Below are 7872 nucleotides of genomic sequence, written 5' to 3' on the forward strand. Positions count from 1 at the left end.
ATTAAAATTGATTATTCCCACTCTAAGACAGACTATTTTAGAAGAATAGTATTTGTTCAGTAGACACTAATTAGTCTTTTATCAAAACGACTCGGCTTGCTATTCTAGCACCGAGCTGTTTTGGTGAAAGGCTTTTTTGTTTAATCGTCAATGTCGAAGCAAACCGTTCTTTTTTAAAAAACTAAATAGTTGACAATATACCTATAGGGGTATAAAATAAGGTGATTAAACAAGTAAATACCGAAGAAATAATGAAAAAAATTTAAGCTAGTATATACCAGTGTAGGTATAGAAATGTTTGTATGTCTTTAACGAATGACGAAACTGATTTAAATAAATGAAAAAGGAGTGCTTTGTTATGAAAAAAAAGATTTTAGTTGTTGGGGGAGTAGCGGGAGGGGCGTCCGTCGCAGCAAGAGTTCGAAGGTTAGATGAAAATGCGGAAGTGATTATGTTCGATCGGGGACCACATGTGTCGTTTTCAAACTGTTCATTACCTTATCACTTAAGTGGTATTGTTGAAGATAGTGAATCTTTAGTTTTAATGAACCCAGAGATCTTTAAAAGCCGATATAACATTGATGCAAGAATCCACAGTGAAGTCGTGAAAATTAATCGGGACGAAAAAACAATCATCGTCCGTAATTTAACGTCAAATGAGGAATATGAGGAAGCCTACGATAAATTGGTTCTTTCGCCAGGTGCTTCACCAATTCGTCCAGCTCAAATTGAGGGGATCAATCGTGACAATGTCTTTACGGTACGAAATGTTGCTGACATTGACCAACTGAATCGCTATTTAATTGATCGAAAAGTTAAAGATGTTGCAGTTATTGGTGGTGGCTTTATCGGTGTTGAAGTAGCTGAAAACCTACGACTAGCAGAGTATAATGTTTCGTTAGTTGAATTTGCTGATCAAATCATGACAGCATTTGATTACGACATGGCACAGATTTTGCATAAGCAAATGGTTGATCATGGTGTGAATCTAGTTGTTGATGACGGCTTAGCTAAAATTACTGATAACCATATTGAAACACAATCTGGCGAAAAGTATGCTGCTCAGGCGGTCGTGTTGGCGATCGGTGTTCGTCCGGAAACAAGTCTGGCGGAAGCAGCGGGCTTAGAAATTGGTGTCACTGGTGGTATTAAAGTCAATCAGCATTATTTAACGACAGATTCGAATATTTATGCTGTTGGTGATGCAATTGAAGTTCACCATCGATTGTTACACAAGCCAACTCGACTCGCTTTAGCAGGGCCTGCCCAAAAGCAAGCGCGTGCTGTTGCTGACCATATTTATGGGATGCCAAGTCGTCATTTAGGTGTCATTGGTTCGTCGTCAATGCATCTGTTTGATTTAAATGCAGCTTCAACGGGCTTGAATGAAAAAACAGCTGAATCTGCAGGGTTTAGTTATGATTCTGTTTACATTTTGCCAAGTGATAAAGTGAGCTTAATGCCAGACAGTTCTGTGATGCATTTCAAATTGGTTTATGAAGTACCGACTGGGCGTATTTTGGGTGCTCAAGCAATTGGGAAAGGAAATGTCGATAAACGGATTGATGTGATCGTCACGATGATTACGATGAATGGAACGTTAGCAGACTTGAAAGATTTAGAGTTGTCCTACTCGCCAATGTTAGGCACGGCCAAGGATGTTGTCAATCATGCGGCTTTGGTCGCTTTGAATCAATTGAATGGATATTATCGTGAAGTGAAAGTGTCACAAGTAAGGGAGCTTGTCGAGAATGATGCATTTATCATTGATGCGCGTGAACCTACTGAATTTGAGCGCGGCCATTTAAAAACAGCGGTTAACATTCCACTGAGCCAATTTAGAAATCGATTGAGTGAGATCCCGAAAGATCAACCTGTCTATGTTCACTGCCGTTCTGGGCAAAGGAGTTATAACATGGTGATGGCGCTCCAGAATCTAGGGTTTACAAATGTATTTAATATTTCAGGATCATTTTTAGGAATCAATTTATATGAATACTTTAATGATCTTGTCACAGGTAGAGAAAAGATCGTGACAAAATATAACTTTAACTAAAATGAGTACTATGATTATTGAGAGGAAAATGACTATGAATAAAATCAGTGCAAAAAAACTGGCTAAGCTAATGAATGATGGAGAGAAATTAAATGTTATTGATGTGAGGGAAGATGCTGAGGTAGCAATGGGGAAGATTCCTGGTGCAACTCACATTCCACTTGGTCAAATTCCAGAGCGAGTAGAAGAGCTAGATAAAGCTAAGGAATATTACCTCGTTTGTATGTCTGGTGGCAGAAGCGGAAAGGCGTGTCAGTTCCTAGCAAGCCAAGGCTACAACGTAACAAACGTCACCGGCGGCATGATGAGCTGGAACGGAGAACTAGAATAAGCAAGGCGAGATCCACACTTGATTAGAAGGTGTGGATTTTTTATACTTAATGAGATAATTAAACCACCCCCATAAGTATAGTTTCTCAATTAAAAAATAGACTTTGACTGGTTTTAATTTTGTTCACTTTATAGTAAACTTGCCGTACTGATTGTGAACCTGATGATCTTTGTTCTAAACCAATCAGATTATTTCTTGCGAACAATTTTGTAAGGGTTTACAAATCATTTAGCTAAGTAAAGTAATTTAAAAATATTATGATAGAGAGGACAACATTATGGACTTTATGATTAATCAGCAAATGTTAAACGATCAATCTCAATCAGGCGCACTTTTTTACCGAGAAAATGAGGCATTTAGTGGTGTAAATAAAATTGCCAAGAAAGTAATGCACGACATAGAACTTGTTTTTGGCAGTGCACCAGAATCAACGACAGATAAAGCAAGCCTAAGTAAACACGCCGTGATCTATGGAACAATCGGAAATAGCCCGATTTTAGACGAACTTAATGAAAAGCAACTCATCGATTTGTCGAAGATTACAGGCAAGCGAGAGGTGTTTTTGTTCCAAGTTGTCGATCAACCATTTTCAGGTGTTGATAAGGCACTTGTCATTGCAGGAAGCGAAAAACGGGCAACGATTTATGGTCTCTTCCATCTGTCAGAAAAGCTGGGTGTCTCTCCTCTAGTAGATTGGAGTGATGTGAAGCCGGCTCGTCAGAAGAGCTTTTCGTTAAGTGGTAATTACCATTATATCTCCAAAGAACCGTCAGTGAAATATCGTGGTTTCTTTATTAATGATGAGTGGCCTGCTTTTGGTAACTGGTCAGCTAAAAAATTTGGTGGCTTTAATGCTGAAATGTACGATCATGTTTTTGAACTATTACTTAGATTAAAAGGGAATTATCTCTGGCCAGCGATGTGGTCAGCTCGTTTTAATGATGACGGCCCAGGTCTAGCAAATGTTGAATTAGCTGATGAGTATGGTGTCATTATGGGGGCATCTCACCATGAGCCGTGCTTACGTTATGGTGAAGAATATAAGTATTTGCGTGGCCCTGATTCGAAATATGGCGATGCGTGGAACTTCATCACGAACCGAGAAGGGATTACGAAGTTTTGGGAAGATGGCTTAAAACGGACAGGTCAGTTTGAAAATGTGATTACGATTGGGATGCGTGGTGAAGCAGATACGAAGATTATGGGTGAGGATGCAACCTTGGCTGATAATATTAATCTGCTTCGAGATGTGCTTCAGACACAAAACAAGCTAATTAAAGAAAATGTGAACCCTAATCTTTCAGACGTGCCAAGAATGCTTGCATTATATAAAGAAGTTGAGCCATTTTTCTATGGTGATGAAGAAACGGAAGGGTTAATTAATTCTGAAGAGCTTGAAGATGTGATCTTAATGCTTTGTGATGATAACCATGGTAACCTCCGAACTCTACCAACTGAGGAAATGCGTGATCACTCAGGTGGGTATGGGATGTACTATCACTTTGATTATCATGGTGGACCGATTTCGTATGAGTGGATTAACAGTTCCTATTTGCCGAAAATTTGGGAGCAAATGACGATGGCTTACGATTTTGGTGTGCGTGACCTTTGGATTGTCAACGTTGGGGATATTGCAACCCAAGAGTTCCCATTGTCATTTTTCCTTGATCTTGCTTATGACTTTGAGAAGTGGGGAACAAGTGCGATCAATCAAACGGATGCGTATACGAAAGAGTGGGTTGAACAGCAATTTGCCGGAGCATTTAACTCAGATCAGCAAGATACGATTTATGACTTATTAACAGGTTATACGAGAATTGCTCATAAGCGTAGACCGGAGCAGATGAATGTCGATGTTTATCATCCTGTTAATTATCAAGAAACCGATCAGTTACTTGAAGAGATTGACCACTTACTCGAAAATGCAGAAGAGCTTTACCAAGCTGTTGATCAGGAGCACTTCACGGCATATTTTGCGCAAGTGTATTACCCAGTTGTCGGTAACCTGAATGTCCAAAAAATGTGGTTATTGAATGGAAAAAACAAATATGCGGCTAAGCTGAACTTAATCAAGGCCAATCAATTAGCTGAGCAAATAAAAGCTTGCCTCAAGCGTGACCAGGAACTTGTTGAAGAATACCATACAATTGCAGATGGCAAATTCTACGGAATGGGTCTCTCAGAGCATATCGGTTTTGTTCATTGGAATGAGGATGAGAATAAGAATCCAGTCCTATCGACTGTGTTACCGATGAATAAACCGAGACTGTCCGTGTCGATTGATGGGACAGAGCATCAGAGTGAAGGGAGTCCGTGGCACTTAAACACGTTGCCACTATTGGACTTTTTAGAGCCTGATGTTAACCAAGCTTCATTCACGATCTCAAGTATTAGTGAGCAAGATGCTGAGTATCAGATTTCTAGTGATCAGTCTTGGCTGTCATTCTCAAGTACAAATGGCGTTTTAGATGGCAAGGATAAAGTCACTGAAACGATTCAGGTCAGCATTGATCGTCAGAAACTAGCTGGAGACTCAGAGGGTGAGTTTTTCATAAAAACACCTGTGGGTCAAGTGACAATTGTCGTGCCGGTTGGTAAGATTGATCCGGCTGCATATCCTAAGATGACGTTTATTGAGGCGAAGGGCTATGTCGCAATTGAAGCGGAGCATTTTGCTGATCGTCATCAGACGACAAATCCTGATGGTACAATAAATCGTTTTGAGGTTCTTGATGGCTATGGGAAAACGTTGTCGGGACTAAAGGCATTCCCAACAACAACACACTTTACAGTTGGTCAAAATGCGCCGTATGTTGAATATCAGTTTGTTGTTCAGGAGGCCGGTGCTTATGAGCTTGAATTGTATGTGCAGTCATCAAACCCAGTAACGAGAGAAGGAACAATGTACTGTGGTGTCCAAACAAACGATAATGAGGTTAAAGTGATTAATGCACTGCCAGAGGGTTATCGCGTTGACGGCTCGGATTGGGGAGCAGATGTGATCAACAACATTCACAAGCAGCAAGTGAAGATTTCATGTCAGGAAAGATTAAACAAGCTACGCATTTATGCGGTCAGTCCTGCATTTGTGTTAGAAAAACTTGTGATTTACCCTGAAGGTAAAAAGCCAGCTGATAGTTATTTAGGTCCAAAAGAGACGTATTATGTTGGGAGATAATTTAGACATGAAAATAGCCAAAAGTTCACGAATCGAACCTTTGGCTATTTTCTGTGTTTATTTAATTAAATGATGCACCAATTTCGATATAAAGTTCTGTTAGCTCATCGATTTCTAAAGCTTCAACTACATTATCTGGAATGTCTAAATCGATCGTATAGTAGTCGGATCCATCAAATAAAATCAGTTCCAGATTGAATTCAGAGAAGTATGCTTCATCCCAGCCATCGACATCAACGGCAAAACCATGGTTTTCACTCATGTATAAATTAGGTTCATTGTGTTGACGATCAACGATCATCTGAACGTCTTTCTCTTCAGTACCGAGGTACGAAATTGAATAGCTGAAACTTTCTCCATCTCGATTTGATCTTAGTCTCGGATAGCGAACTTCTGGATTGGCAATTGGGAATTTGGTTGGGAACTTAAACTGGTCATCAGGAAGATTATAAAAGACGGTATCGATAGGCTCTAGTGACTCGATCATCGATAACATTTCTTCCTCTGTATAATCCTCTGCTTTAATAATGTAGCAAACATTATCAATCCTTACTCCTACTTCAACATCGGCATTGCGATAATCATAAAAGTAATAATCAACACCATCGATCGTTTTGACAACCTCGAGATCACTCAGCGCGATACAGTTATCGTCATCTCCAACAACGCTAGCAGAAAAAGTAATATCGTTTCTGTTAGCTGAAACTTTACCCGTATCAAAGTAAATAAACTGGGTAAAGTCTCGATCAGAAGGTTCGCCACTGAAAGAATTATTTCTATAGCGTAACTGTTCAGGGAATTCGGTCGGGTACATCACTTGTGTGCTATCTTCCCAAAGTGAATTCAAAATCTCAACCTCATTTAAAGACGCATCATGTAAACTGATTTGATCATCTTCGAGTGGCTCAATTGGCTCGTGGTCAACACCTGCTTTTACCGGTAAGCTCGTTGTTTGATAAGTGCTCGTATCACCTAGAGCGACGCGGTAAAGGTTTTGAGTATATGTGTCATCATCATTTTTAACTTTCCCAGTGTAAACGATAAATTGACCGTTATGAGCGAGCGTCATATAGCCTGAATGACGATCGAGTGCAATATCAGGGATGACCTTTGTTTCTTTTGTTTCAAAATTGTATAGCTGGAGTTGGTCACCCGTTGCAATTAATAGGTTGCCGTGTAAGTCAAAATTACGAACCGTTTGATAATCAAACTCAGCATAGCTGTCAATCTCATCCGTTTCTAAATTGTGAAACACATACTCACTATAGTCCGTGTCATTGCTGTTATCGCTAATGTTGTAATACGCATATTTGCCATCGGGTGAGATCGTTGCATTATAAATGAAAATCAGGTCATCATCAAATGTTTCCCATAACGGTTCAACATTTGCAATTTCATCGACTGTGCCTGTGTCTAAATTTAAGATGAATAGTGCTGTGATTGCATCGAAAAAGATTTTTTGACCATCATCAGTTGGTGTAATTGCATTAAATGATGGATATTCAAGATCAAGGATGTCAGCGAAAACATAATGTTCACTCGTTTCAGTTTCCACATCATATAAAGTGAATTGATCATCACCATCATCATTCATTGTTTGTAAGTAAACCGTTAGATCATTTGAAATTCCGACAATGTCTTGTAGATAGATCTCAAAATCAGGGACTTGCTCAATAATCTTTTCTTGTTCCATATCATAAATAGAGAACTCAATCCCATCATCGTGGCAGTCATAAACCATGTACTGTCCATTTGGTGATAAAAACATATCCGTACATCGACGCTCCTGATCTGGATCATCAGCAAGTGATATACCTTCAATTACTTCATCATTATGATTAACGAAATAAGTATAGTAATCTGTTACACGATCGATTTCTTCTACCTCAGTAAAAACGATCCCTTTCCCGTCGGTATCTGTTTGGATTGACATTAAATAGTAGTCTCCAGCATCTTCATGATCATAGCTAAAGAGGATCTCACTTGATAGGGTTAACGCTTCTGTTTTGTCATCACTGGTGTCGCTCGTTTGTTCTCCTCCTGTGTTTTCGGTTCCTTCTGAGGAACAAGCAACTAAGAATACTAAAACGATAAGAAAAATAAATTTTTTATGCATCTAACCATCCTTTGTCAGTTATTTAAAAGTGTCTGGAACTAAGATAACATTTATTGATTGAAATATCGTGTGGTGAAAGACATAGTTAAATCGCACTATTTTGGTGGGATTAATTTTGGTTGTGTGCCCAGCATGGGTGCAGACTCTAGGGTGAAAGTCCCGAACAGTGAAGGCAGTAGTAGCTGTAGCTT

4 protein-coding genes are annotated in these 7872 nt (G+C 39.3%); 3 read left to right on the forward strand and 1 reads right to left on the reverse strand.

Annotation, left to right across the window (positions count from 1 at the left end):
• Positions 1-358 precede the first annotated feature (358 nt).
• From ABD814_RS12260 to ABD814_RS12270, 3 genes are all read left to right on the forward strand, one after another.
• Positions 359-2056 (forward strand): FAD-dependent oxidoreductase, encoded by a 1698-nt coding sequence (locus ABD814_RS12260; protein WP_344913667.1) that lies wholly within the window; start codon positions 359-361, stop codon positions 2054-2056.
• Positions 2057-2090: 34 nt separating this feature from the next.
• Entirely contained in the window at positions 2091-2387 is a 297-nt protein-coding gene (locus ABD814_RS12265; protein WP_344913670.1) for a rhodanese-like domain-containing protein, read from the forward strand.
• 277 nt (positions 2388-2664) lie between these two features.
• Entirely contained in the window at positions 2665-5565 is a 2901-nt protein-coding gene (locus ABD814_RS12270; RefSeq protein ID WP_344913672.1) for a glycosyl hydrolase 115 family protein, read from the forward strand.
• A gap of 61 nt (positions 5566-5626) precedes the next feature.
• Here ABD814_RS12270 and ABD814_RS12275 read toward each other — a convergent pair whose 3' ends face one another.
• Positions 5627-7681 carry a hypothetical protein gene (locus ABD814_RS12275; RefSeq protein WP_344913675.1) on the reverse strand — a complete coding sequence of 685 codons (2055 nt, stop codon included), beginning with the start codon at positions 7679-7681 and terminating at the stop codon, positions 5627-5629.
• Positions 7682-7872: the final 191 nt, after the last annotated feature.

The sequence above is a fragment of the Amphibacillus indicireducens genome, assembly GCF_039539605.1.
GTDB lineage: Bacteria > Bacillota > Bacilli > Bacillales > Amphibacillaceae > Amphibacillus > Amphibacillus indicireducens.

Bases quoted from the DNA above. Each gene is read 5' to 3' on its own strand.
- ABD814_RS12260 (WP_344913667.1), top strand. From the start codon at position 359: ATGAAAAAAAAGATTTTAGTTGTTGGGGGAGTAGCGGGAGGGGCGTCC.
- ABD814_RS12275 (WP_344913675.1), bottom strand. From the start codon at position 7,681: ATGCATAAAAAATTTATTTTTCTTATCGTTTTAGTATTCTTAGTTGCT.
- ABD814_RS12270 (WP_344913672.1), top strand. From the start codon at position 2,665: ATGGACTTTATGATTAATCAGCAAATGTTAAACGATCAATCTCAATCA.
- ABD814_RS12265 (WP_344913670.1), top strand. From the start codon at position 2,091: ATGAATAAAATCAGTGCAAAAAAACTGGCTAAGCTAATGAATGATGGA.